Source organism: Nocardia flavorosea NBRC 108225 (assembly GCF_001613385.1).
GTDB lineage: Bacteria > Actinomycetota > Actinomycetes > Mycobacteriales > Mycobacteriaceae > Nocardia > Nocardia flavorosea.
The window spans coordinates 40,430-64,214 of sequence record NZ_BDCG01000021.1 but is presented as its reverse complement, the minus strand read 5'-3'; the positions used below and the strand labels follow the sequence as shown (position 1 = coordinate 64,214).

Annotated in this window: 23 protein-coding genes and 1 pseudogene; 15 read left to right on the top strand and 9 right to left on the bottom strand. The window is 65.1% G+C overall.

The window, feature by feature from the left end; translation table 11 throughout:
* Positions 1-27 precede the first annotated feature (27 nt).
* The 3 genes from NFL01S_RS26950 to NFL01S_RS34820 all read right to left on the bottom strand — a co-directional run bounded on the left by NFL01S_RS26950 (position 28) and on the right by NFL01S_RS34820 (position 2,781).
* Positions 28-1,458 carry a DoxX family protein gene (locus tag NFL01S_RS26950; RefSeq protein ID WP_245670903.1) on the bottom strand — a complete coding sequence of 477 codons (1,431 nt, stop codon included), beginning with the start codon at positions 1,456-1,458 and terminating at the stop codon, positions 28-30.
* Between the two features lie 2 nt (positions 1,459-1,460).
* Positions 1,461-2,003 (bottom strand): helix-turn-helix domain-containing protein, encoded by a 543-nt coding sequence (locus NFL01S_RS26945; protein WP_062979115.1) that lies wholly within the window; start codon positions 2,001-2,003, stop codon positions 1,461-1,463.
* A 445-nt stretch (positions 2,004-2,448) separates the two neighbouring features.
* On the bottom strand, positions 2,449-2,781 hold the full coding sequence (locus NFL01S_RS34820) for a hypothetical protein (RefSeq protein ID WP_157116989.1): 333 nt from the start codon (positions 2,779-2,781) through the stop codon (positions 2,449-2,451).
* A gap of 25 nt (positions 2,782-2,806) precedes the next feature.
* Between NFL01S_RS34820 and NFL01S_RS34815 the strand changes: the two genes are divergently transcribed.
* Both NFL01S_RS34815 and NFL01S_RS26930 read left to right on the top strand, forming a co-directional pair.
* Entirely contained in the window at positions 2,807-3,133 is a 327-nt protein-coding gene (locus NFL01S_RS34815) for a hypothetical protein (RefSeq protein ID WP_210744889.1), read from the top strand.
* Between the two features lie 562 nt (positions 3,134-3,695).
* The gene (locus tag NFL01S_RS26930; protein WP_062979113.1) at positions 3,696-4,193 is read left to right on the top strand and encodes a MarR family winged helix-turn-helix transcriptional regulator; all 498 of its coding nucleotides are present in this window, start codon (positions 3,696-3,698) and stop codon (positions 4,191-4,193) included.
* A 500-nt stretch (positions 4,194-4,693) separates the two neighbouring features.
* On the opposite strand, the gene NFL01S_RS26920 is transcribed toward NFL01S_RS26930, so the two are convergent.
* Complete coding sequence (locus NFL01S_RS26920) at positions 4,694-5,332, bottom strand: hypothetical protein (protein WP_157116987.1); 639 nt, start codon at positions 5,330-5,332, stop codon at positions 4,694-4,696.
* A gap of 600 nt (positions 5,333-5,932) precedes the next feature.
* On the opposite strand from NFL01S_RS26920, the gene NFL01S_RS26915 reads away from it, so the two are divergent.
* The 9 genes from NFL01S_RS26915 (at position 5,933) to NFL01S_RS26875 (ending at position 14,001) form a co-directional block, all read left to right on the top strand.
* Positions 5,933-6,625, top strand: coding sequence for a GntR family transcriptional regulator (locus NFL01S_RS26915; protein WP_168433915.1), 693 nt, complete (start codon positions 5,933-5,935; stop codon positions 6,623-6,625).
* The gene (locus NFL01S_RS26910; RefSeq protein ID WP_157116985.1) at positions 6,625-7,407 is read left to right on the top strand and encodes a LamB/YcsF family protein; all 783 of its coding nucleotides are present in this window, start codon (positions 6,625-6,627) and stop codon (positions 7,405-7,407) included. The genes NFL01S_RS26915 and NFL01S_RS26910 overlap by 1 nt, the downstream gene beginning before the upstream one ends.
* Positions 7,404-8,036: a 5-oxoprolinase subunit B family protein gene (locus NFL01S_RS26905; protein WP_062979108.1), complete on the top strand. Its 633-nt coding sequence runs from the start codon at positions 7,404-7,406 to the stop codon at positions 8,034-8,036. The genes NFL01S_RS26910 and NFL01S_RS26905 overlap by 4 nt, the downstream gene beginning before the upstream one ends.
* Positions 8,033-8,950: a 5-oxoprolinase subunit C family protein gene (locus tag NFL01S_RS26900; protein ID WP_084493295.1), complete on the top strand. Its 918-nt coding sequence runs from the start codon at positions 8,033-8,035 to the stop codon at positions 8,948-8,950. Before NFL01S_RS26905 ends, NFL01S_RS26900 begins: the two co-directional genes overlap by 4 nt.
* 61 nt (positions 8,951-9,011) lie before the next feature.
* Complete coding sequence (locus NFL01S_RS26895) at positions 9,012-9,461, top strand: VOC family protein (protein ID WP_062979107.1); 450 nt, start codon at positions 9,012-9,014, stop codon at positions 9,459-9,461.
* A 202-nt stretch (positions 9,462-9,663) separates the two neighbouring features.
* Positions 9,664-10,980 carry an MFS transporter gene (locus NFL01S_RS26890; protein WP_062979302.1) on the top strand — a complete coding sequence of 439 codons (1,317 nt, stop codon included), beginning with the start codon at positions 9,664-9,666 and terminating at the stop codon, positions 10,978-10,980.
* Entirely contained in the window at positions 10,977-11,753 is a 777-nt protein-coding gene (locus tag NFL01S_RS26885; RefSeq protein ID WP_062979106.1) for a D-glutamate cyclase family protein, read from the top strand. Before NFL01S_RS26890 ends, NFL01S_RS26885 begins: the two co-directional genes overlap by 4 nt.
* Before the next feature lie 56 nt (positions 11,754-11,809).
* Positions 11,810-13,252 (top strand): aspartate ammonia-lyase, encoded by a 1,443-nt coding sequence (locus NFL01S_RS26880; protein WP_062979105.1) that lies wholly within the window; start codon positions 11,810-11,812, stop codon positions 13,250-13,252.
* The gene (locus NFL01S_RS26875) at positions 13,249-14,001 is read left to right on the top strand and encodes an SDR family NAD(P)-dependent oxidoreductase (protein WP_062979104.1); all 753 of its coding nucleotides are present in this window, start codon (positions 13,249-13,251) and stop codon (positions 13,999-14,001) included. The genes NFL01S_RS26880 and NFL01S_RS26875 overlap by 4 nt, the downstream gene beginning before the upstream one ends.
* Positions 14,002-14,152: 151 nt before the next feature.
* Here NFL01S_RS26875 and NFL01S_RS26870 read toward each other — a convergent pair whose 3' ends face one another.
* Positions 14,153-15,241, bottom strand: coding sequence for an alkene reductase (locus NFL01S_RS26870; RefSeq protein WP_062979103.1), 1,089 nt, complete (start codon positions 15,239-15,241; stop codon positions 14,153-14,155).
* 31 nt (positions 15,242-15,272) lie between these two features.
* Entirely contained in the window at positions 15,273-15,668 is a 396-nt protein-coding gene (locus tag NFL01S_RS26865) for a RidA family protein (protein WP_062979102.1), read from the bottom strand.
* 103 nt (positions 15,669-15,771) lie between these two features.
* Here NFL01S_RS26865 and NFL01S_RS26860 point away from each other — a divergent pair, with 103 nt between their 5' ends.
* The gene (locus NFL01S_RS26860) at positions 15,772-16,179 is read left to right on the top strand and encodes a MarR family winged helix-turn-helix transcriptional regulator (RefSeq protein ID WP_062979101.1); all 408 of its coding nucleotides are present in this window, start codon (positions 15,772-15,774) and stop codon (positions 16,177-16,179) included.
* 48 nt (positions 16,180-16,227) lie between these two features.
* On the opposite strand, the gene NFL01S_RS26855 is transcribed toward NFL01S_RS26860, so the two are convergent.
* The 3 genes from NFL01S_RS26855 to NFL01S_RS26845 form a co-directional block, all read right to left on the bottom strand.
* A complete protein-coding gene (locus tag NFL01S_RS26855) occupies positions 16,228-16,878 on the bottom strand; it encodes a response regulator (protein WP_062979100.1) in 651 nt (216 codons plus the stop codon).
* 1 nt (position 16,879) lies between these two features.
* The gene (locus tag NFL01S_RS26850; protein ID WP_210744890.1) at positions 16,880-17,935 is read right to left on the bottom strand and encodes a sensor histidine kinase; all 1,056 of its coding nucleotides are present in this window, start codon (positions 17,933-17,935) and stop codon (positions 16,880-16,882) included.
* A 122-nt stretch (positions 17,936-18,057) separates the two neighbouring features.
* Positions 18,058-19,989: an MMPL family transporter gene (locus NFL01S_RS26845; protein WP_210744891.1), complete on the bottom strand. Its 1,932-nt coding sequence runs from the start codon at positions 19,987-19,989 to the stop codon at positions 18,058-18,060.
* A gap of 460 nt (positions 19,990-20,449) precedes the next feature.
* On the opposite strand from NFL01S_RS26845, the gene NFL01S_RS26840 reads away from it, so the two are divergent.
* The 3 genes and pseudogenes from NFL01S_RS26840 (at position 20,450) to NFL01S_RS35765 (ending at position 23,694) form a co-directional block, all read left to right on the top strand.
* The gene (locus NFL01S_RS26840) at positions 20,450-21,874 is read left to right on the top strand and encodes a WGR domain-containing protein (RefSeq protein WP_062979098.1); all 1,425 of its coding nucleotides are present in this window, start codon (positions 20,450-20,452) and stop codon (positions 21,872-21,874) included.
* Between the two features lie 226 nt (positions 21,875-22,100).
* A pseudogene (locus NFL01S_RS34810) lies at positions 22,101-22,529 on the top strand (transposase); the annotation flags it as partial.
* Between the two features lie 370 nt (positions 22,530-22,899).
* Entirely contained in the window at positions 22,900-23,694 is a 795-nt protein-coding gene (locus tag NFL01S_RS35765) for a hypothetical protein (RefSeq protein ID WP_157116981.1), read from the top strand.
* Positions 23,695-23,785 lie beyond the last annotated feature (91 nt).

Here is a 23,785-nt window from a genome sequence, read left to right as displayed (position 1 = left end):
TCGCGCGTAATCAACCACTTTCACAGTTCATTGCGCGGGCTGGTCCTGAACCCAACGGAAGGTTGTGCTACGCAGGGTGAACTGGTCCGGATCCACGCGGTGCAGAGTCATCGTCACCGGGTGGCCGCCGAGTTCGCCGGTCAGCGCAACCCGGTCCGGGCCGATCTGGTCGAAGGTCAGCACCGCCGAGGATGTATCGCCGACGGCGGCAACGTCGATGCGGTGGGTGGCCGGGTCGATGGTGCCCGGGGCCGTAACGATAGTGCCGTCCAACAATCGATACGAGATCTGGCCGATGTGTTCGAATACGACGGTGCGCCATTGGATGTCGTCGGTAAGCACGGGCGGTACCGGCTGTCCGTCGCGGGTGAAGTCCGATACCGACCACATTCCGTACAGGGGCGGCTTCGGGCGGTCCGGTCCGACCGCCTGCCAGATATCCCAGGTGAAGTAGGTGACCGATACTGTCACCCAGACAGCGAGAGCTACCTGGAACCCGGTTGCGATTCGTCGTGCGCGGGAAGTCACAAAGGGGTATGGCGCGTCGGATGGCCCCGTAGCGCGGTTCAGCACGAGAACCTCGGTGAGCCTGCGTGCCTCCGGGGCCAGCAGCACCACGCTCATGAGCAGCAGATGACCGGACAGGATTTTCACCGGCACACCGAAGGTCATGTTCAGGATGAACACCTGAGCCATGCTGACCACGGCCAGGATCGCCCCCACCAGTGCGGTCCGCGGGATGAACAGCAGGACCCCGGCAGTCAACTCCGCTGCGCCGAGCAGGATCTCGTAGACCGGTGAGGCGCCGACCTGATTCCACAGCAACGTGAACGGTGTGAGATCGCCGACCGGCGTCAGCAAGGTCGTGAGGGCGGGTTGGGGCATCTGCGCCGGTATCACCTTGGCCAGGCCGTAATGCACCAACTGGGCGGCGACACACAGGCGCAGCACCAACAGCAACCATGCCGCCGGATGCCGATACTCCATGCGGCGGCCGAACAGTGTCCACACCAGGGTTCCGGCCAGCGCGACCACCAGCACACAGAACAGCTGAACCCAGTAAATGCCCTGGTCGCCACTGCCGTTCATATACAGGGCCACCTCGATGCCGAAGACGGTGTCTCCTACCCACGACAACGCCGGTTCCGTCAGACGGACCTGCCAGAACACCGCGTCGTCGGGTAACCATCTGCCGAACAATCCGGTGAACTCGAACAGCATGACCGGTGAGGCCAGACAGAACAGGCCGAGGTACAGGAAGCAGAATCGGAACAGGATACGGGTGACGGGATTCCATTGGTGCGGTGCAGGTTCGGAGGGTTCCGGTCGCGCCGTCCGGGTCGTTTTCGTGGGCGTTCGCCCAGGCACGGAGATCGGGACGGTTTCGTCGATGCTGTCCATGCGCCCGCGATCGTGATGTCCCGGTTTCATACCACCGGTGAGATCTGCTACTGGCACGGTCATCCTTCCGTCAGTGGAAGCAGGATGGTCGCCAGCAATCGCGGCGTTCGTCCCCCTCCCGGCTCGTTCGCGAGCAGAGGTTGCACCAATTCGGCGAAGCCCTGGGCGAAGCGCGCGAATTCGGTATCGTCCAGGTTCAGCGCGACCTGCTGATAGCCGACACCGTCCGCCACCAGGTCGATGGATTCCCTGGCGAGATAGCGGTTGAACTCCGACAGCAGGCTGCCGACGAATGCCGTGAAATATCGTGCGTGCTCCTGCGGAGTAGCCGAGGCCAAGCCCTCCGCTGTCGGTGTCACACCACCTTCCGGCACCGAATACACCCGCTCGGTGGCGCCGCCGACCTTGCGCTCGGCGACCACCTCCAGCATTCCCGCCCCGGCGAGGGTGGCGATATGCCGATAGAGCGTGGCCTGTGGCACGTCCGGTAGCAGGCCAGCCAAGTCGGACGCTGTTCGGCGGGTACCGGAGACAGCGGTCAGGATCCGGATACGCACCGGATGCAGTGCGAGGTCTGCCCAACGTTCCGACGATGCTCCCACACCACCACGTTATCATTATTGATAACGAGAACGTGAACGACCGAGGCCGCGATGCTGCTCCGCAGCAGTGCCGAGCATCTACCCGTCGAGTCACACCGAGCATGTCGCCCGCATGTTCCACACCTGCGTACCGCCCGATCCAACCGGTCGATTCCCTGGCCGTCCGCGAGCAGACCCTGGCGCGAGAATGCCGTGAACGGTAACTGCACGAAAGCTGACGACCGGCGCGAGTAGATATACTCTCGGGTAAGGCTCATTTCCATCGAATTGCAGGCATTTCGATCTCGTGATGAATCCGACGATGGTCAGCAAAGGCAACACCCGACCACGGATAATCTTGCCGCACTTAATTAACCGGCTTGAATATTTAATGGTGGATAATGATATTTTCAGATACACCGAGTTCGATGGTTTCGACCACGGGTAGATTAGAACAAGCTATATTTTAAACACCCATTTCGGAGGGTCCGACATCCAGTCGTACCGTTGCTCGATATCCCCTGGAGATAACCATGAGATCGACCTCTTCCCTGCTTCGCGCCGGCATTCTTGCTCCGGTGGCCGTCGCTACCTTCTTTTGTTCGACCGCACCGGCAAACGCCGCCCCCGTCAGCGTGAACTGGAGCTGCCAGGGCACGGTCCTCGGTATCAGCCAAACCTCGACCATGACCACATCGGTCACCGGCACCGCGCCGAGTTCGGCGGCATCGGGGTCAGCGGTCGCCATCACGGTCACGCCGGGCGTCTCGTCGGTGCCCAGTTCGGCTTCCGGCTTCACCGTGAACAACATCAGCAACCTGAAGATGACCATTCCGACTCCGGCGAATTCCACCTTGGTCTCGGCCGATGCCTCCGGAGGTACCGTGGCCGGCTCCGTCTCCACCTCGGGTGGGAATGTCGTTCTGACCGTACCGGGTCCGATCGCCGGCGGTACCAGCTTCACTCCACCGGCGGTGACCATCAACGTCACCGCCGGCGCCGCCGGAACACCGATCACCAGCAAGTACGCGGGAACGAGCTACTCCAATCCCGGCATGACCATGACGACCAACGTCGCCTTGGTCGGCAATGTCGCGACCTCGTGCTTCCCGGACCCGTCCCCGACCCTCACCACCACGACTGTCAGCTGATCCGGCGGGCAGACGCCACGGCGTAATGACCGGTGCCCGCACCGGCGGCCGGTGGTGAACACGCCTGGGCCGGGCTGCCCCAGCAACCCGGCCCAGCCCCCGGCGGAGCGGATACGGACACCTTCCTGCGCATGATTGCTCCGTCGAGTTCGGTGCGGCGGCAACCGCTTCGGCCGAATAACGAGAAGCGCAGCATCGCATCGACTGCTGTGTCGTACAGTGCATATCCGGCACGACCACGGTCGCTTCGACGGCCGGAGCAGTGCCCGCTTTCGTGATGGTCGTCAGCCCGGTTCGGGCTGCCCGGCCAATCGATCGACAGGAGCCCACATGTCCGGTATGAACGCCCGGCGGCGATCCCTACCGCACGCAGCGACAATGACGGTATTCGCTCGCGATCACCCGGTTCCCCTCGAGCCCTGCTGCGCTACCGCACCCTTCGGCATTCATCGAGTCCACCGGTCTCCCTGACCCCCGGACGGAATCGGGCGCGGGTACGGGCGCGCCCTGATCGGTGAATTCCACTGAGCAGTGCCATGTTCAAGTGATCAAGGGGAGGCCTATGTGCCCGAGAACCACCGAGCCCGCCCGGATCTCGGTCGAGCTCAAAAGGGCCCTGGAGTTCTACCACGGAACCGTCGAGGACCTGATCCGCGAATTGATCAGGGTATTGGGCGTGAACGAGACCGATCGGCGTGCACTGGAGATCGTTCTGCTCCAGGATGAGAAGGCCACCACGCCGAAAATACTGGCCGAACGGCTGGGTCTCACCGCCGCGGGCGTCACGATCATGCTCAACCGGCTGGAGAAGCAGGGCTACATCGCCCGATCACTGCACCCGACCGATCGTCGTCGCGTGATCGTGATGGCCACCGAACTCGCGGCCCATCGGATACAAGAACTCGTCGTACCCATGATCGTCGAGAGTTACAAGATGTTGCTGAGCTCGTACAACTCGGCCGAACTCGACATAATCGCCGACTTTCTCAAACGTGCGGGCGAGTTGCAGCAAATCCACCGGGAACGGCTGCGGGAGGTAGATCCCTACTCGAAACCCTGAAAATTTCAGGCACGAAGCCTTACCCGAGTCGGGGAGAATTTCTCGGAGCATCGGGTACCACGTGCCCGGACATCGCCGTGGAAGATCGGAGGCACGGCGTCTACGCACACCTCTCCCGGGAGATCGGCTTGTTTCCTGTGGCGCGTTCGGTGTGGTCACAAATTTCACAGGAATGCCGTCCGAAATGTTGTCATCGGTTTCCGTAAGTCGACGCATTTCGTGGGAGAAAGTATCAGCTGGATGAAAACTTCCGACAGCAGCGAAGACCGATCGGCCGCCCCGGACGTCCATACCGAGCCGTCCCGGTCTCGGATTCCACGGAGGGGCGATCGGCAGGCCGCGGAACCCTGGGTTGCCCGGGTCCGGCGGCAGGCGGCGTATGCGGGCGTGGTGGCCGCGTCGGTCACCGCTGCCATCGGGACAACGCTGATAGTACAGGCGGATTCGAGTCCGCCGGTACAGGCGAACAACTCGGGCGTACCCGCCGTACAGGTTTTCGATCACAGCACCGTCCGGAGCCGGACCAGCATCACGATTACGAGCACGCCACCGGGCCCGCCGGGCGGAGTCTCCGTACCGGGCGACGTCGCGGGCACCGACACGGTGACCACTGTCGAGACCGTCCAGCCGACCGCCGATTCCAGCGATCCCGGCACCGGCACGGCCACAGCGCCGGAATCGACGACAGCCATGACGACGGAGCCCCCGCCGGTGAACTCGACGGACGCATCGATGACCGTGAGTTTCTCGGCTACGGCGAGCATTTCGATCCAGGCCCCACCCAGCATGCAGGGGCCGGATACGGTCACCTCGCCCCCGTTCTCCACGGTGCCCGTCACCGCGCCCCCGACGGAGACGTCGACAGTCACAGTGACAGCCGACCCGAGTGCGCTGCCGGCAGATCCGCCGACGGTTACGGCTACATCCGACCCGCCGGCCACCACAGTGCCGACCACCACCACAACGGCACCGGCTACTACAACGGCACCGACCGACACAACGATGACGGCCCCGACAGTGCCCACGAGCACGACGACAAGCCCCACTCCGGCGAGTTCGACTACGACGTCCATATCGCCGGAGGTGTCCACTACCCCCGCGCCGACGACGACCGTATCGACGTCTGCCAGGACCCCCATTCCACCCGATGGCGGATGGTCCGCGCGCTGATCGAGCGGATCGGCCCAGAAGCGACCGTGGTGCTCGTCGCGGTGGTGGGCGCACCCGGGGAAGCTTCGGCGACACCGCGTCGAATCGAGACCGGTATCCGTCGCGGCCGGTCTCGATTCGACGCGGTCCTTCGCAACCCGGCGGGTTGCCATCCGGTGGGGATCGGCCGGCCGCGCGCCCGGCATCGAGTGCGATTCCTCGAGTGCGGCATACACGACACATGTCTCCGCGGCGGGTCCGCCGCCGCATCGAATATCCGTTCCCGTGGACTCACGCTCATCTCCCTTTCGTCCGGTCACCCATCGGCCACCGGAACAGGTATGCGGTGAGCAATGGTCCGACGGCGGGCCGGTCGTCGTCGCCGACACGACCGCACACTCGGAGCGGGCTGAGGCAAGCGCGCCGACTGAGCCGCGACCTACCCACCAAAAGATAGGGGGGCCGGCATTCCTGCTGGGTCGGCACCGGGGTGGGGCGCGGTGTTACGCCCGGGGTCGTTCGTGTAAGCAATCGTGCGGATTCGCCGGAGGGGCTGGATTCTGCGGATGCATTCAGTGTATACAGTGGATATGTCGTCTACGTCACAAGACTTCGAAGCCGAGGGCGAGGATCTGACGTCCCGCCTGCGGATGTCGATCGTCGAGGGCATCTACCCTCCAGGTCACCGCCTGGTACAGGAAGAACTGGCAGACCGCTTCGGGGTGTCCCGTATCCCGCTCCGCGAGGCCATTCGTACCCTGGCCGGCGAAGGGCTGCTCCGGTCGCTTCCCGGCCGCGGGACCTTCGTCACCGCACTCGATATCGAGGAAATCGACGAGATCTACGATCTGCGCCGGCTGATCGAACCGAGTTTCGCGGAACACGTGACCGAACGGGTATCACGCCGGGATATCTCCCGTTTCGCTGCCATGGCCGAGCAGATGGACAGGGTCGCCGAGACCGGAGCCGACTCGTGGTCCCGCACCAACCTGGCGTTCCATCTGGATATGTACCGACTGTCGCGGCTGCCGTTGCGGTACGAGACCATCGCCCAGATGTATCACCGGCTCGAGCCGTACTCCCGCTTCTATGTGCACCGGACCTACGCGTACGACCGGGTGCAGCACGAGCACAAGGCCATGGTGCAGGCGCTCGTGGACGGTGACGCCGAGACATTGGCCACGCAGATCCTCGCCCATATCGAGGGCGGTCAGACCGGTCTGCACCGGGCCTGGGAGAACTCCCGTGACGAAATGCGGTCCTACTGGGCGGAGCGCGCCTGATGGCCGTGCTGTCGATCAACACCGATGTCGGTGAGGGTTTCGGTGTCTGGGGCGTCGGGGACGAGTCGGCCTTGCTGGCGGAGGTCACCGCCGCGAATATCGCCTGCGGATTCCACGCGGGCGATCCGGATATCCTGCGCCGTACCTGCGATACCGCCGCCGAACTGGGCGTATCCATCGGGGCCCAGGTCTCCTACCGCGATCTGGCCGGCTTCGGACGCAGGTTCATCGAGGTGCCGCCGCCCACCCTCGTGAACGATATCGTCTATCAGATCGGCGCTCTCCAGGCGTTCGCGCGGATCGCCGGCACGGAAGTCACCTACGTCAAAGCGCACGGTGCGCTCTACAACGCCGCGGCCCGTCACGAGGGGCACGCGTCGGCGATCGTCGAGGCGGTCGGACTGGTCGACCCGGCATTACCGGTGCTGTGCCAATACCGGACCAGGGTGTGGGAACTCGCGATATCCGCCGGATTGCTGCCGCACGCGGAGGTGTTCGTCGATCGCGGGTACACCGACGAGGGTCTGCTCGTCGCGCGGAGCCACCCCGATGCCCTGCTCGCCGATCCGGCCGCGGCCGCGGCGCGGGCCTGGGAGATCGTCGGCACCGCAAGCGTGGTCTCGGTCGACGGCATCCGGACGACGGTGCTACCCGAGCAGGCTTCGGCGGTGGCGCTCTGCGTGCACAGCGATACTCCCGGCGCCGTGGAGATCGCCCGCGAAACCCGGAAAGTGCTCGAACGCAATGGTTCGGCGCCGGTCCCGATCGGTCCGGAACGATGACCGGCCCGGCATTGCTGCGTGCCGGTGACCGGGGCTGGATGGTGGACCTGGAACCGGACCGGATCGCTTCCGTGGTGCGGTCGGCGCACAGTCAGGACTTGTCGTCCCTGATACAGGACATCATCCCGGCCTCTCGCTCGATCCTGTTCTGCGCGAACGATTCCACGGATATGGACCGCCTGGCGGCCCGTATCCGGGATCTGCTCGACTCCGCCGGCCCCGAATCCGGGGTGGTATCCGACCGCGATCCGGTAATCGTCCCCGTACGCTACGACGGCGCGGACCTGCCCGGTGTGGCACGCAGCCTCGACCGCACCGTCGACGAGGTAATCGAGGCCCACGTAGCCGCGGAACATCGTGTCGGATTCTTCGGATTCGCGCCGGGATTCGCCTATATCGACGGTTTGCCCGAATCCCTGAAACTCCCGCGCCGCAGTTCGCCGCGCCCCCGTGTCGATCGCGGACTGGTCGCGATCGCCGGAACACAGACTGTCGTCTATCCGGGCGGCACGCCGGGTGGCTGGCACCTGATCGGGTCGACGTCCGAGATACTGTGGGATCCGGAATCCGATCGGCCGAGCCGTTTGTCGGTGGGCGACCGGGTGGTCTTCCGGCCGGTGCCGCGATGACCGCCGTTCTGTCCGACCACGCCGGCTCACCGCCCGCAGACCGCTGCGCGACCGTGACGGTCATCGACCCCGGCCCGGCATCCACCCTCCAGGACCTCGGCCGGCCCGGTCTCGCCCACCTCGGGATCACGGCATCGGGTGGCGCGGACCGGTCGAGTCTGATGCTGGCGAATCGCCTGGTCGGGAATCCCGGCGGGGTGCCGGTGATCGAGTCGACCTTCGGCGGGCTGACCGTGGTGTTGTCCGCCGACCGGATGATCGCGGTGGCCGGAGCGCCGGCGGACGTCCGGGTCGACGACCGGCCGGTGGCCGAACCCCGGACCCTGCTGCGGGCCGGGCAACGACTCCGCCTGGGGCTTTCGGCCTGGGGATTGCGTACCTATTTGGCCGTTCAAGGCGGTTTCGAGGCAGACTTCGTCTTCGGCTCGGCCTCTGCCGACTGTCTGTCCGGACTGGGCACTCGGCCACTGCAATCCGGGGATCGTTTGACGCTGGGCGAACCGTACGGAACGCCTCCGGAGGTGCCGCTGGAGTTGGTCACCCCCCGGGCGGACCCGGGGCCGCTGGTCTTGGACTTCCACTGGGGACCCCGCGATCGGCTCTTCTCGCCCGAGGACCGCGCGGCCTTCACCGGGCGGCGGTGGTCGGTCAGCAACTCCTGCGACCGCGTCGGTGTCCGCCTCGCCGGCACCCCGCTGACCATCGGGTCGGTGGATCTGCCGAGCGAAGGAATGGCACTGGGAGCCGTTCAGGTGCCGCCCGCGGGTGAGCCCATCGTGTTCCTGGCCGATCATCCGGTCACCGGGGGATACCCGGTGATCGGGGTGATCACCGAACGCGCCGTCGACCGGCTCGCCCAAGCCCGGCCGGGCACCCCGGTGCGATTCTCCGCCCTACCCCGAGGGGGCGCCTGACCCGGACACGACTCGATATCCCGCCCCGAACAGAGCATCCATACCCGAGAAAGGTATCCCCATGACCGCTCAGACCGACCTCGTCCCGTTCCACCTCGCCATTCCCGTCGACGATATCGAGGCTGCCCGCAAGTTCTACGGCGGCGTTCTCGGATTCGCCGAAGGCCGGTCCGACACCAAGTGGATCGATTGGAACTTCCGCGGCCACCAGGTCGTCACCCACCAGGTCGGTGCCGGGAAGCCGGCGGCCGCCCGCGACGGGGTGGCCGGAACGAACCCGGTGGACGGACACGATGTTCCGGTGCCGCATTTCGGCCTGGTACTCCCCGTGGAGGAGTTCAAGGTTCTCGCGGACACACTGACTTCGATCGGCACGGAATTCGTCATCGAACCCTACGTCCGGTTCGAAGGCGAACCGGGCGAGCAGTGGACGATGTTCTTCCTCGATCCCGCCGGGAACGCGCTCGAGTTCAAGGCCTTCGCCGATCTCGAACAACTGTTCGCCGTCTGACCCACAGGCTTCGCTTCCGGACAACCCGGTACGGCATCACTCCGGATCACCATGTGGTGCCTCGTCCGCCGTGGTCATCGGCAGGAGTCGCATTCCTGCCGATGACCGGCTCGGGAGTCTCACCGTGAAGCGATACGCATTCGAAGACACGCGGCCGGCCGGCCGCACTCCCACTCCGCCCGCGCTCACCTCGGAGTCCTCCATGACCACAATACCCACAGCCACCTCGATCGAGGGCGGCCACCCGACCGGATCCCGGCGGATGAAACCACGCCGGGCCGCCGTTGCCGCGGCGGCCGGTACCGCCGTCGAGTACTACGAATTCGGCGTCTACGGATACCTCGCGGTGATCATCGGGCCGCTGTTCTTTCCCAACGACAATCCGACCGCCTCGCTACTCGCGACGCTCGCTGTTTTCGGCAGCGCTTTTGTCATGCGCCCGCTCGGCGGGATCGTCCTGGGCCGGCTCGGCGACCGGATCGGCCGCAAACCCGTCCTGATCACCACGGTGGTCGGTATGGGCACCGCGACTGCCGTCGTCGGCCTCCTCCCGACCGCCGAGAGCATCGGGCTGCTGGCACCGCTCGCGCTGCTGCTGGTTCGTCTCGCCCAAGGATTTTTCGCGGGTGGGGAAGTGACCGGATCGGCGACCTACCTGTCCGAGGCGGCTCCGCACGGCCGGCGAGGGTTCTTCGGAGCCTTCACCCCGGTCGGCGTGGCGATCGGCGGCGGTGCCGCCGCCCTGGTGGCCGGGCTGACCACCACCCTGCTCGACGACGATCAACTCCGCGACTTCGGATGGCGAATCCCGTTCCTGCTGGCGTTGCCGCTCATTGCGATCACTCTCGCGGCGCGCAGCAAGCTCGAAGATTCGCACGCCTTCGCCGAGGAGACGAAGACCGCGCCGGCGAAATCGCCGCTGCGCGAGGTGCTGACCGAACACACAGCAGCAGTGTTCAAGGTCATCGTGCTCTCCATCGGCTCGAACACCGGCTACTGGGTCGGGCTGATCTTCATGAACATCTACCTCACCACCTACCTCGAGTACCCGAAGTCGAACACGTTCTGGATCATGGGCGGAATCAGCCTTTTCGTCGCCACCCTGATGCCTGTCTTCGGCGGTCTCTCGGACCGGTTCGGCCGCAAGCGGATCATCACCATCGGATTCCTGGGATACGCGATTCTGGTGCTGCCCACCATGATCCTCATGGATCAGGGCAGTTTCGCGCTGGCCGTCGCGGCCATGGTGGTGCTCGCGCTCCCGATGCCGATCGTGCAATCGGTGACCTATCCGACCTACGCCGAACAGTTCCCCACCCGGGTGCGTTACACCGGTCTGTCGTTCGCGTTCAATATCGGCACCATCATCGGCGGAGGACTGACCCCCTACCTCGCGACCTGGTTGATCTCGCAGACCGGCAACCTCCTCGCGCCGGGATTCCTGCTGATGGTCGCGGTGGTCGCCGCGCTGTTCACCCTGCGCACCGTCCGCGAATCGTCCCGGGCGGAACTGCTGTGACCGCGCCGGCGCATCCCCGGGAACTGCGCGACCGGATCGCCCGCGGTGAGTGGACCACACCGACCGCCGGAATCCTCGACGACTACCAGCAGGCCAACCTGGTGGTGATTCCGGATTCGGCCGCGGCGGATTTCCGGGAGTACTGCGCGGCCAATCCCGACGTGTGTCCCCTGCTGGCCACCACGGAGCCGGGCGACCCGTTGCTCACCTACGACGAGTGCACCGTGGACCTTCGTACCGCGCTGCCTCGATACCGTGTGTGGCACAACGGGGTACTCGTCGCCGAACCCACCGATATCCTGGATCATTGGCAAGACGATGCCGTGGCGTTCGCGCTCGGCTGCAGTCATACCTTCGACGCACCACTACGCCGTATCGGGGTGCCGGTGCCCCGGTCCGCTCCGCCGGTATACGTCACCGACCGTGCCACCACGCCCGCGGGGATGTTTGCGGGACCACTGGCGGTGAGTATGCGCCCGGTACCCGGACCGCTGGTCGCGGCCGCGGTCGAGCTGACCACCCGGTATCCCACCGGACACGGTGCGCCGGTCCAGATCGGTAACGCTGCCGAACTGGGCATAGCCGATCTCGGCGTCCCCGACTTCGGGGTTTACGCCGGCGTGCCCGACGGCTGCGTGCCGGTGTTCTGGGCGTGCGGTGTGACGCCGCAGATGGCGCTGCCTGATCTCGGCCTCGACTATGCGATCACCCACTTCGCGGGCCATATGCTCGTACTGGACACCCTGCTCGACGAGACACGGACCACCTCATGACGCGACAACTCCGTCCTCGCCGCGAGCTCCACGGATCGTCCGTACCGCCGGACACCATGACCGGAAGGGACGATTCCGCGGTATTCCGCACCGAACACGATCTCCTGGGCGGCCTCGACATCCCCGTCGACGCGTACATCGGTATCCACACCACGCGGGCGCTGGAGAACTTCCCGATCACCGGTGTGCCCATCTCCCGGCATTCCGACCTCGTCGATGCGCTGGCAGCAGTCAAATCCGCCGCCGCGCAAGCCAACAACGAACTCGGCCTGCTGGGTGAAGAGCGCGCCCGGGCGATCGTCACCGCGTGCGAGGACATCCGCAGTGGTGAGCTGCACGAGCATTTCGTGGTGGACGTCCTCCAGGGCGGTGCCGGCACCTCGACGAATATGAACGCCAACGAGGTGATCGCGAACCGTGGTCTCGATATCCTCGGCTGTCCCCGCGGAACGTATACCCGGCTTCATCCGCTGGAGCATGTCAACCTGGGGCAGAGCACCAACGATGTGTATCCCACGGCTGTCAAGATCGCGGTGATCACCGCGACACACCGCCTGCGGGGGGCTCTGGCCGGGCTCTCGGCTGCCTTCGCGGCCAAGGCCGTCGAATTCGCCGAGCATCTCAAGATGGGCCGCACCCAGCTCCAAGAGGCGGTCCCGATGACCCTCGGCCAGGAGTTCGGCACCTACGCGGTCATGGTGAGTGAGGATATAGCGCGGCTGGCCGAGGCCGCGGAGCTGGCCCGCGAAATCAATCTCGGCGGGACCGCGATCGGCACCGGTCTCAACGCTCCGCACGACTATTCCACACGGGCCTGCGCGCATCTGCGATCGATCACCGGGGTCGACCTGGTGACCGCAGCAGACCTCGTCGAATCGACACAGGACACCGGTGTTTTCATCCAGATCTCGGGAATCGTCAAACGGACCGCGGTGAAACTGTCGAAGGTCTGCAACGATCTGCGGCTGCTCTCCTCCGGCCCGCGCTCGGGATTCGGCGAGATCCGCCTGCCCGCGGTTCAAGCCGGGTCGTCGATCATGCCGGGCAAGGTCAACCCGGTCATTCCGGAGGCGGTGAACCAGGTGGCCTACGAGATCGTCGGCAACGATATCGCGATCACGATGGCGGCGGAGGCGGGCCAGCTCCAGCTCAATGCGTTCGAACCCGTGATCGCGCACAAACTCCTGGAATCGATCTCCCATCTCACCGCGGCGGCCGACACTCTCGCCGTTCGTTGCGTCCGGGGGATCACCGCGGATGTCGACCAGATGCGGTCGACCGTCGAACGCTCGATCGGCCTGGTCACCGCGCTGAATCCGCATATCGGATACGAGGCCGCGACCGCCCTCGCGGCACGCGCGCTCACCTCGGATTCGACGATCCCCGAGCTCGCCGTCAGCGCGGGCCTGCTCACCCAGGACGAGATCGGCCGTATTCTCGCACCGGACAGTCTGGTCCACCGCACGAGCCGATCCGGCGAGACGAAAGGTCGCCTATGAGCCGAACCGTCCTCGTCACGGGCGCATCGCGGGGAATCGGGCGGGCTGTAAGCCGAGCCTTCGCCGCCCGCGGAGACAACGTCGTGGTCCACTACGCGAACCGCAGGGACGACGCGGAGGCCACCCTCCGGTCACTCGACGGCAGCGGCCACCTGCTCGTGCACGGTTCGCTGACCGATCCCGAGACCGTACGAACCGTGGTCGAGCGGGCCGCCGGACTCCACAACGGGCTCGACGTCGTCGTCAACAATGCGGCGGTGATGACACCGCATCCCCCGGCAACGGTGACCTACACCGAATGGCAACGCGCCTGGACCGAGACCCTGAACGTCAACCTCGTCGCCGCGTCGAACGTCTGCTACTGCGCCGCCCAGGCGATGATGGCGGCAGGCCGGGGCGGGCATATCGTGAACATAGGTTCGCGAGGCGCGTTCCGCGGTGAACCGGACCACCCTGCCTACGGTGCCAGTAAAGCGGCCCTGCTGGCGATGAGTCAGTCCCTGGCCGTCGCGCTGGCACCCCATGACATCGTGGTCGGTGCCGTAGCCCCGGGATTCGTGGAGACCGAACGGGTGGCGCAACGACTGCACGGCCCCGAAGGGGCCGGCATCCGCGCGCAGAGCCCCTTCGGCAGGGTGGCACAACCGGAGGAAATCGCGTCCGCGGTCGTCTATCTGGCATCGCCCGAAGCCGCGTGGGCCGCCGGAGCCATCCTCGATATGAACGGAGCATCCCATCTCCGGCTCTGAGGGCCGACGGGCACACCGACACGATATTCCGCAGTGTGGTCGCTCGGGAGGCCCGGCCGGCGCTGGTGAGTCCACGACTGTCCCGGCGTCAGGTGGCCGAAGGGCCGGCTCACAGGTTCTGCCATCACTACCTGCGAGCCGGGCCGGCGGCTCATACCTGCGTGGCCTGTAGCGCGGGGTAGTCGGTATAGCCTTCCGCGCCGCCGCCGTAGACAAGGTCGCGTATGTATTCGCTGACAGGGGCTCCGGAGGCGAATCGGGCGGGAAGGTCGGGGTTGGCAATGAATGCTCGCCCGAAGGAGAAGAGGTCGGCCAGTCCGGTGTCCAGTACTTTTTCGCCTGCGTCGCGGGTGGTCGGGCTCGAGCCGTTGAAGTTGGCGACGAGTGTGCTCGACCAGCGTGGTCGTAGATCGGCGAGAGCAGCGTATTCGCCGCGCTCGACCACGTGGAGGTAGGCGAGGCCGAGTGGATCGAGGGTGCGGAGCAGGGCTCGATAGGTGCCTTGTGGATCCTGTTCCGCGATCTCGTTTTCCGGGTTGTCCGGCGAGATGCGCAGACCGACTCGATGTGCGCCGACTTCGGCCGCGACGGCGGTCACGATATCGACGGCCAGCCGGAGCCGGTTGTTGAGTGAGCCGCCGTAGCGATCGGTCCGCTGGTTGGTGTTCTCGGCCAGGAACTGCTGGATCAAGTAGCCGTTCGCGCCGTGGACCTCGACGCCGTCGAATCCGGCGGCGATGGCGTTGCGTGCCTCGATGGCGAAATCCTCGATTGTGGCGTCGATTTCGGCGGTGGTCATCGCGCGCGGCATCACATGGTCCACCAGCCCCTGGGAGGTGAAGATCTTCGCGCGGATTATCCGTTCGGCAGAAGGCGCCAGCGGAGTCGCCCCACCCGGGAGTGTCAGTGGGTGGGTCATTCTGCCGACGTGCCACAGTTGGGCGAAGATACGCCCACCGGCGGCGTGCACCGCATCGGTCACCTCACGCCAGGCCGCCACCTGCGCGTTATCGACGAGGCCGGGGATTCCGGGACCGCCTTTGCCGAGGACGTTGGCGTAGATGCCCTCGGTGACGATCAGGCCGGCGCTCGCGCGCTGTGCGTAGTAGTCCTTGGTCAGCGGGTTGACCACACCACTGGAATCGTCCGCACGCCCCCTGGTCATGGGAGCCATAACGATGCGGTTCGGTAGGTCGAGCGCACCGTTCCGGTAGGGACGTAGCAAAGGGCTGTCGGACATGGTCTTTCCTTCCGATGGTGTGGATCGGGGTTCAGCGGGCGAGTGCGGTGACTTCTACTTCGATCTGCCAGTCGGGCTGCGCCAGGGAAGACACCTCGAGCAGAGTGTCGGCGGGATAGGGCCGGCTGAGGAACTCGCCGCGCAGCGCGATGACCTTGTCCAGGTCGGCGGCCATATCGGTGACGAAGATCCCGACTTTCACCACATCCCCGAAATCGGCCCCGGCCTCCGCGAGGACACGCTCGATATTGGCGAAGGCCTGACGTCCCTGCGTCAAGAAGTCATCGGAGACGGTGCGCCCCTGCTCGTCGATACCTGCCTGTCCGGACACGAAGATCAGGCCGTTGGCCTTGATGGCCTGCGAGATCTTGTACGGCTCATACCAGTCGGGCGTGGTGGCGATCTTCTCGATGCGCTGCGTGGTCATAGCGGTTCACCTCTCCACAGTTGCATGCACCTGCAATATTTGCGTGTACATGCAGATGTTGTCACTACATGTATTCTGATGTCAACACGGAAGGTGCGCACACATGGACGAAACGATCTGGGACCAGGTCATGACACTGCACAGCACGGTGACTCAGCAACTGGCCAAGGAGATGCAACGGCGCCATGGCATCGGCCTGTCGGAGTATCAGGCCCTGTGCCGGCTCGCCCGCGCCGACGACGGCGAACTACGCATGCAGGAGCTGGCCGAGCTGATCGGTCTCAACCAGAGCTCGGTCAGTCGTCTGGTCGTCCGCCTGGAAGCAGGCGGCCTCACCCTCCGCGACCATTGCCCCAAAGACCGCCGCGGTGTGTACACGGTGATCACCGAGGAGGGACGTACCCTACAGGCGAAGGCCGAGCCGACCTACCGAGACGCTCTTGCCGGGGCGCTGGACGAGGCCGCCGCCGATCCCCGATCCAGCGAACTCGTCGCCAAACTCCGCACGTGACCGGCACGGGATCGACAGTCGGAAACCGCATGCGTGGCGGTGCCGGCCCTACCGCGGATCATCCGGCCCGGACCGCGGCAGCAGACCACGGTCCATGGCGACGACGACGGCATGGGTGCGATCGCTGACGTCGAGTTTGGCGAAGATGCGCAGCAGGTGAGTCTTGACGGTGGCTTCCGCAATACTCAGCAGCCGGCCGACTTCGGGGTTCGAGAGCCCACCCGCCACAGCTCGCAGCACCTCGGTTTCACGAGCGGTCAACAGAATCGGCTCCGGACGGCGCAACCGGGCGAGAAGTAGATCCGCGACTCGAGGAGCCAGAACAGTGCGGCCCCGAGCGGCGGCGTGGATGGCCTCGACGAGTTGGGCACGGGTGGTGTCCTTGAGGAGATAGCCGATGGCGCCGGCTTCGATGGCGCGTTCGATATCGGAGTCGGTGTCGTAGGTGGTCAAGATGAGAACGCGCGTTGTAGTGCGGCCGGTGATCTCCCGGGTGGCGGCTACACCGTCCATGACCGGCATGCGCAGGTCGAGCAAGGCCACATCGGGTTTCAGTCGTTCGGCCAGTTCGACCGCCATGCTTCCGTCCGCCGCTTCGCCGACGATATCGATACCCGTTTCGGCGGCCAGCAGTGCCGTGAGACCGGCACGCATGACGACGTGGTCGTCAGCGAGGATCAGACGGAGAGGTTCTGCCATATCACGTCCGAACTCGGGTGGGCAGTACGGCGAAGATGCGGGTGCCTTCGCCGGGCGAACTGGTAACGGTGAGCGCGCCGCCGAGTTCGGCGAGCCGGGCGCGCATACCGTTCAGACCGAAGCCACGGGCCGCAACGGGACTGAACCCTGCCCCGTCATCGGTGATTTCGAGCTCTACCCCAGCCGGGCCGCCGGCCAGAACGACCCCGACCGTAGCCGCCCCAGCGTGCTTGCGAACATTGGCCAGCGATTCCTGGGTACAGCGCACCAGTGCGATTGTGGTGCGCTGATCGCAGTCGATATCAAGCAACTCCGCGTCCACGGTCAGCCCGGTGTCCTCGACGAACCGGTCGAGGATGCGCCGCAGTGCGGGCGCGAGACCGCCGGGCCTACTGTCGCCCGCCGCAGGAGCCCCGACGAGTATGCGTGCTTCCGCGAGATTTTCGCGGGCGGTGCGCTCGATGGATACAAGCTGTCCGGCGCTCGCCTCCGGATCGGTCTCGAGACCTGCACGCGCCGCCTCGGCCAGGACGACGATGGAGGCGAAGCCCTGGGCGAGCGTATCGTGAATCTCGCGCGCGAGCCGTTCACGTTCCTCGGCCGCACCCTGCCGCTGGTGCGCCACCGCCAACTCCGATTGCGTACGTTCCAGTTCGGCGCCGAGCACCCGGGCCCGTTGTTCCCCGTGCTCCAGCACCCTGTCCATCCACAGCCCGAGCAGGATACCGCCGGCGAGGCCGATCAGGGTGAAAACCACATTGCCCGGAGAAAAGGGCGAACCGGTGAAATTCCCGATCAGAGTGGCCGTAGCGGCGGCGGCGATGAAACCGATCGCCTGGCGCTGGGTAGCCGCGTAGATCCAGAACATGGGCAGTGACACGATGAAGAACGCAGCGCCGCCGTCGAGCAGGATTGCCGTCCCGCCGAGTACCAGCACCAACACCCCGAGGAAACGACCCGGCCGCACCACGGGATTGCCGGGAAACAATCTCAGGGCGAGATAGGTGAAGGCGAGGGCCGCTACCAGCGCCCACGTCGTGTACTTTGTGGCGTCCATTCTGTCGTGCACCGCTATCACCGGCGGGCACAAGCCCATCAAGACCCAGCAGCCGTGGTACCACCGCCGCACTATCCGTATCCGGAACCGATCGCCGGTCCGCGACTGCTGGTCCATTTCGGTCAGCCTACTTTCGTCGGCACGCGGCGGCCCGGGGTGCCGGCCGGGCGAGCGGGCCACCATGTTCGATCGCCCAGTAGCAGAAGCAGAGCGGGCAGGATTACGATCCTGATGACGAACGCGTCGAGCATGACGGCGACAGCGAGTGCGAAACCCATCTGCTTCATTTCCATGATGTGCAGCGGAACGAAACTGGCGAACACGGTCACCATGACGAACGCGGCGCTGGTCACCACCCCCGCCGAACCGCCGACCCCCTCGAGCACGGCTTGCCGGGAGCCCACCCCCCTGTCGACGGCTTCCTTGATCCGGCTCAGCACGAAGACCTGATAGTCCATCGACAGACCGAACAGGATCACCAGCAGCAGCAACGGGACCCGGGAGCCGACCGTGCCGGTCGAGTCGAAATCGAGCAGCCCCTCGGCCCAGGTGTGTTGAAAGACCAAGGTCACCAGGCCCAGCGAGGCACCCACCGACAGCAGGTTCAGCACCACACCGATCAGGCCGAGCATGAGCGAGCGGAATGCCGCGGCAGTCAGAACGACGGTCACGAGCAGCAGCGCCCCGACGATCAGCGGCAGTTTCTGCTTCTGATGAGCCGGATAGTCCGCATAGCGGGCTACGTCCCCGGTCACCGCGAAGTCGATATCGGACAACTTGCCGATCGTGGCCGGTATGTAGTTCGCACGGATTCTTTCCAGTGAAGCCCCGGCCGCCTTTTCGCTGACGTAATGCCGCACGGGCAGTTCCAGCAGGCTGACGCGACCGTCGGCCGAGGTGCGTAATTCCCGAGGGGCAGTCAACGCCGGGTCGGCTGCGGCCCGCAAAGCCAGTGCACGCAATGCGCCCCCGACGTGATGCACCCGGTCCGGCTCCGCCGTCACGACCACCTGATGCATCGACTTCAGTTCCGGGAAAGCGGCATTCATCCGGTCGAAGGTCTGCATGGCCGGAATAGTGCGCGGATGGGTCTCTCGCCCCATATCGGTGAGTTCCAGGCCCAGCGCCGGCACCGTGAGCGCAAGCATCACCAGCACCGAAACAGCGAGTCCGACCGCCGGTTCAGCGGCGATCCTGCCGAGGATGTACCTGGTGAATCGCCCGCCGCTCGTTTGCTCGCGCCGGGCCGGGCCGGCATGTACGGCTCGGCGGGTGAGGACCGCGAGCAGTGCCGGCAGCGCGGTGAGCGAGCTGACCACTGCGACCAGGGTCACCAGGATCGCGGCGGTCGCTATGGAGGAAAAGATGACGTCATCGGCGAGATACAAGGTTGCGGTGGAGACCGCGACGGCAAGTCCGGACACCACCACGGCCCGGCCCGAGGTCGCCGCAGCCAGTTCCACCAGGGTCTGTGTGCCCAGCACTCCACCGAAGCGAGCGCGTTCCTCCCGCGCACGCTTCGAATAGAACAGTGTGTAGTCGACGCCGACAGCCAGCCCGAGCAGCAAGATGATGTTGGTACCGACGCCGTTGTCCGGAAACAGATGCGAGGCGAGCATCGACAAACCGATCGCGGCGCCGATCGACGACACTGCCAGCAACACCGGCACCAGAGCCATCGCCACCGACCGGAAAACGAACAGCAGGGTGATCAGCGTAACCGGTAGTGCGATCAACTCCGTACGGGTCAGGTCCCGCCCCCGCAACTCGTCGACACCGCTACTGATCGACGGCCCACCGGTCTGCTCGATCAAGAATTCGGGATGAACCCGCTGCACCTGCTCGGTCTGCGCCCGCAGTGCACCGACATGCTTCTTCCCGTCGAGCTCGGCCCCGACCATGATCACATCGATCCGCAGCGCCGTGTTCGTCGATGAATACACCGGTGCTGCCACGGATTCGACCTCCGGCAGCCTCAGCATCCGGTCGGCGACCTCTCGCGCGACATCATCGGCCGCAGGGCCCATCCGGGAACCGCCGGAGGTAATGAGCACGCGCTCCACTGCTCTCTGCTGCAGTCCCCCTGAGGCAGCCATTGCCTCGCCCCGCCCCGCTTCTCCGATCCGGAAATCCTCCGTAGCGGCAGGCTTCCCACCGATGACAGCCCCCGCCCCGAGGCATACGGCCACGAAGACAAACCATCCGATCATGGCGAGCCACGGACGCCGTGCACTCCAACCAGCCGTGGCCACCAGGCAATTTCGCATACTCGAATACTGCTGTCCACTCTCTCCTCTCGGACAGCATCGACCGGTCGAACCTCATGTCCACCGATCGGTGGACATCGGGCCCCGAGGTTCCAGTTCCACCCGATACTGCGGGCCTGGGCCCGTAGCGCGGGTTCCGATCCTCCGCGGCCGCGATCCGCCGGCCGGCCGCGATGTCAGAGGCGGCGTATGTCGGTGCCCGTTGCTAACTTTCGTTCGAAACGCAACAACGAAGAGCGGGAAAAGTATGACTGCGGCAACCACGACCTACCTCGAGCTGTCGGAAGAGGGAGGATCGGCGCATAAATTCTACGAGGTCGTCGTGGACGGCACCCGGGTCACCATCCGGTACGGACGTATCGGAGAGCAAGGCCAGAGCAAGGCCAGTTCTTTCGCCGACGCACAGAAAGCGCACGCGGCGGCGCAGAAGAAGATCAACGAGAAGAAGCGGAAAGGTTACGCACCGGCCGTACCGGGTGCACGGTCGGCCCGCCCGGTGACGCGACGCGCCATCACCAGCCGCCGCTCCACCGCTCGTACCGCACCCGTGCTGTGGAGCTTCGATTCCGGTGCCGCGGCCTTCGGGATATTCGTCGACGGCGAACGCTGCTGGGTAGGCAACGAGAACGGGGAGGTGTTCACGCTGACACCCGGCGGCGAAGTGGTCGGCCGATTCCGGTTGCCGGACTCCGTGAAATGCATAGTCGCCGACGACTTCTGGATCTATGCCGGCTGCGACGACGGTCGCGTCTACGACCTGTCGGGCAAAGTACCCCGGGCGGCCTACGATATCGCCGCGAACGTCGATATCTACTGGCTCGATATCCACGACGGCATCCTCGGTGTCTCCGATGTGGAGGGTGGACTCACCGTCATCGATCATGAGGAAGAGTCGCTGTGGAACCGTCGCAGCCACGGCGATTCCGGCTGGATGGTACGAATCGACGACGACGGCGTCTACCACGGCCATTCGGCCGGGATCACGAAGTACGACCTGACCGACGGTAACCACCGATGGCACCGGGACACCGGCGGACCCGTGCTCTTCGGCTGGCAGGAAGCCGACGCCGTGTACGCGGGCACCGCGCGTAATCAGGTCAGGATGGTGGACAAAGCCGGCCGGTCCGATCGGTCGTTCCGATGCGATGCGGCGGTGTACTCGTGCGCGGCCTCACCGGACGGCCGGTACGTCTTCGCCGGTGACAATTTCTCCTCCGTGTACTGCTTCGATGCCGACGGGCGACGCCTGTGGAAACTCGGTACCGGCTGCGGTTCGGCCTATTCGATGCAATACCACGACGCGCGGCTGTACCTCGTGACCACCAGCGGCACCCTGGCCTGCCTCGATGTGAGCGAGACCGCCGTCCACGACGCCGAACAGGGTCTACTGCCACAGACAGTTTCCGTGAAGGCACCCCCGATGGCCGCGGTGGTACCCAGCAGCACCTTGGAGGTTGCCACCGACAGTTCCGGCGGAGTCGTCGTCGAATGCGTCGACGTGGACGGACGGCTGCGTGTGCACGTCGTCTCCCCCGGCTTTCAACGGGAATGGAACGTGCAGTTCCCCCGCGATATCAGGCAGGCCGGGATCCGCTATGTGGTGGACGGGCTGGCCGAATCCGCTCGCGGTGGGTTCTATCGGGTACGGGGTGATATCCGCCGATTGAACTGATTCCAGTGCCGCCCAAGACGTACTGGAGCCACAGGACAACCTATGATTCCAAGCGCTTCGGCCGGCGCGCCCGCCATCGGGCAAACCCCGTGGGGTGACGCGCTCGATCGCGTCGGCGGCAACCATCCGAAAGGCCTGCTTGCGAGCCACACCGGCAGTGGCAGCCTGAGCGGTCGTGAACAGGCGCCGCCGCTGGCGTAACTCGCTGTCCGGCACGATGTGATCCGTGTTCGACAGGCTTGCTCACAGAATGGTCCCAGATGCCTTGTGGGACACCGTGCAACCGATGCTACCGCATGTTCGGTCCCAGCCGCAGGACGGCGGGACTTCACCGGTGGACGAACGAGCGGTGTTCACCGCGGTCGTATTCGTGTTGACCAGCGGCTGCGCGTGGCGGCACCTGCCGCCCTCGTTCGGGGTGGGTGCGCCGACCGCGCATCGACGGTTCATGGTGCGGGCCGACACCGGAGTATTCGACGCATAGCACCGAGAGATACTCGACCGGCTCGGAGCAGCCGGCGAGCTCGACTGGAGTGCGGCGATCCTGGACGCAGCATCGATACTGGCAAAAAGGAGCTCGCTGACCGGCCGCAGCCCGGTCGACCGCGGAAGAAAGGATAGAAACTTCCAGGTCAGTCTCCGAGGCGTGCCACTACAAGCGCGGGATCGCCCCGGGAGCCTCGATACTTCGCCCGCATGGCGCCCACCGGATTCGAAACGAACATAGATTCCCTTGAACGCCAAGGCACTTCGTTTAGGTCTACGGTTTGTATGTCATACAACACATTACCGAAAGGGGTCACCATGCCATCCCTGATCGACGAGACCACGAACTTCACGCCTGAGGTTCATCGAGCGCTCGAAAGCCTGGTCGCTGAGGGCGGCCTGGCCGAATCAGCGCATCGGGTGGCGTGTGAAGCAGATGAGGTCATCAGGTTCACACCGGCCTGACGCGTCATGACCTGGTGGCCCGGCCTCTGGCCGGACCACCAGGTGGCGCACATGACCGGGCAAGTAGGTAACATATGATTGACAACTCAGGCCTTCTCGGTCAGGCGTTCTGCGGCCTGCCATTTCTATCCGATGCTTTCCGCAGCGACCTGGTCACTGCCATGGTTCGCGCCAAACGCCGGAGCGCGCTCGGCGATATTGGGGAAACGGACTGTCTGACACCGGAATACGGCTGGCGCTACCTGGAATCTCCCGAGACCCGCCCGTTGCACGAGCGGTGGAGCCGATCGGCGGACCTGTCACCATCGCAGATCCACCGGGTTGATCGTACGCTGGGGAATCTGTCAAAGGCCACAGAAGGGTGGTCCCAACTGTTCCGGATACCGATTCGCTTTGTCGCACCGCGTGAACCCGAGGTATCCAGTGCTACACACCCGTGCGCACCGCAGACGATTGCCCTCGGATCCCAGGCATTCGACACCGATCGGGCGTTGCAGGCGGCCCTCATTCATGAATTCGCCCATGTTTGGTTCGGGTTGCTGAGTGAGATAGCGCAGTTCGATAACGGCTCGGACTCCCGGACTTTCACCCTACCCACTGGCACTTCGGGCAAGACATTGCGGACAGTGCTGTTTGCAGCACATTTCGCAGTCGCTTGCGGACGCTACTTCGGACCGAAGACGAGGTTTGTACCCGGCAACGAGTCATTGACGTACCACTCTTATGCAGAGGAATGCCTGGCTGTATCGGCGAATTCGCCGGGACTCACTGCCATGGGGGACTACGTGTGGCGCGAACTTGCCGCTGAGGTGACCAGAGACAGTCGAGGGCCGACCACAGTGACCCGGCAGTCGTGGACACCGCAGTGATTGGACATTTGAATCCGTGCTTATCGATCATTGTTGATCTACCGATTTTCCACGGCTCTAAACACATTACTCAGTGATCGCCGCCGGCGAT